The organism is Phenylobacterium sp. (assembly GCF_037138395.1).
Taxonomy (GTDB): domain Bacteria; phylum Pseudomonadota; class Alphaproteobacteria; order Caulobacterales; family Caulobacteraceae; genus Phenylobacterium.
Window position 1 is genome coordinate 1 of sequence record NZ_JBAXIM010000260.1, and the last position, 1,770, is coordinate 1,770.

Here is a 1,770-nt window from a genome sequence, read left to right on the forward strand (position 1 = left end):
GCCGCGCCATCGCCGCCGCATAGTCTTGGACAAGAAACGACATTCCCGGAGGAGACGACCATGGCCTACGCGCCTGCGGACCGCGATATCTATGACGCCGACAGCCACATCATGGAGCTGCCGGACTTCCTGAAGCGCTATGCGGACCCCAGCCTGAGGGACGAGATTCCCGAGGTGTCCTACTCGGCCTCCATTGTCACCGACGAGGAGGTGGCGGTGATCATGGATCAGGGCGGGACGCACAGCCCCGAGCATGTGGCGGCCCAGGTGGCCCTGGGGGATGCCCTCATCGAGAAGTCCAAGGAGATCCAGGCCCTGGGCGCCTTCAATCCCGGCGACCGGCGCACCGCCATGGACCTGCTGGGCTTCCGCAAGCAGCTGGTGTTTGCCACCCACAGCCTGCGCATGCCTTTCTCGCCCTCGACCAAGCTGGAGAACCGCCTGCGCTATGGCGCGACCCGGGCGCACAACCGGCACATGATCGATTTCTGCGCGGCCGACGACCGGCTGATGGGGGTGGGTGTCATCCCGCTGGATGATCCGGAGCTGGCCCTGCAGGAGCTGGACTTCGTTCTGGCGAGCAACCTCAAGGCCGTCTGGGTGCCGCACCGGGCGCCCCTGGACCGCTCTCCGGGGCACATCGACTTCGATCCCTTCTGGGCGAAGATGGCTGAGGCCGGGATGCCCTTTGTCCTGCACGTGGGCGGGGCGCCCCTGCAGCTGGCCAAGTCCTGGATGAACAATGGCCGGCCGCCCACCAAGGACTGGCTCGGCGGGGGTGAGAACCTGCGCACCAAGGACGTGGCCCTGCTGCATGAGGGCCCGGAGCAGTTTCTGACCATGATGATCCTGGACGGGGTCCTGAACCGCAATCCGGGCCTGCGCGGCGCGGCGGTTGAGCTGGGCGCCGGCTGGGTTCCCGAAATGCTTCGCCGCCTGGACTGGGTGGTGAAGCACTGGAGCCGGAATGACGCCAACCTCCAGGGCCTGACCCGCACGCCGTCGGAGCAGATCACCCAGCAGCTGGCCTTCACGCCCTTTGTCTTCGAGGAGGTGGGGAACTTCATCGACCAGTCGAACGAGGACCTCTATCTCTTCTCGAGCGACTATCCCCACATCGAGGGCGGCCGGAACCCGATCGGCCGTTTCGAGGCCTCCCTCGGAGAGCGCCCGGCGATGGTGCGCGACAAGTTCTACGCCGAGAACTTCCTGCGCATCTTCCCGAACGCGCGGGTGGACCGACGGGCCACGGAGGCCGCCTGACGGGAGTGTCCCATAAGTTTTATGCTTATCACTTGTTAAAGCTGTTATTTTGGACAGGTCGGTCCGGCTGAGTGCGGGAAAGGGGTGGAAATCCCCGCCCGCACAGGGGGGCGACGGACGGGCGATTTAACAGAGCGGGTTGCCCCGAGATCAAAGTTATTGCTTAGTAAACCCTCTGACCTCTGGAACCAGGAAGGCTTCATGATTAATCTCATCCTCTGCAATCTCTGGTGGCTTCTGCTCGGCGGCCTCCTCGGCTGGCTGGCCAGCTGGCTGCTTGGCCGCCCCCGCCTCACCACCGGCACGGTCGCTTCCGCCCCCGGTATCGACCACGCTGCGGCCAAGGCCGCCGGCTACGTGATTGGCGGTACTGACAACCTCGAAATCATCGAGGGCGTAGGCCCGAAGATCGCCCACCTCCTGCGCTCCAACGGCGTGGGCACCTTCGCCCTGCTGGCCGCGGCCAGCCAGGCAGCCCTGTTGGCTATCCTCAAGAAGGGCGGGCCT

2 protein-coding genes are annotated in these 1,770 nt (G+C 65.3%); both read left to right on the plus strand.

The genetic code is table 11. The features are described 5' to 3' along the window. Positions 1-60 precede the first annotated feature (60 nt). The gene (locus WCJ52_RS13025; protein WP_336903730.1) at positions 61-1,263 is read left to right on the plus strand and encodes an amidohydrolase family protein; all 1,203 of its coding nucleotides are present in this window, start codon (positions 61-63) and stop codon (positions 1,261-1,263) included. Between the two features lie 201 nt (positions 1,264-1,464). Then, the coding region (locus WCJ52_RS13030; protein WP_336903731.1) for a helix-hairpin-helix domain-containing protein at positions 1,465-1,770 on the plus strand (306 nt) is incomplete at its 3' end.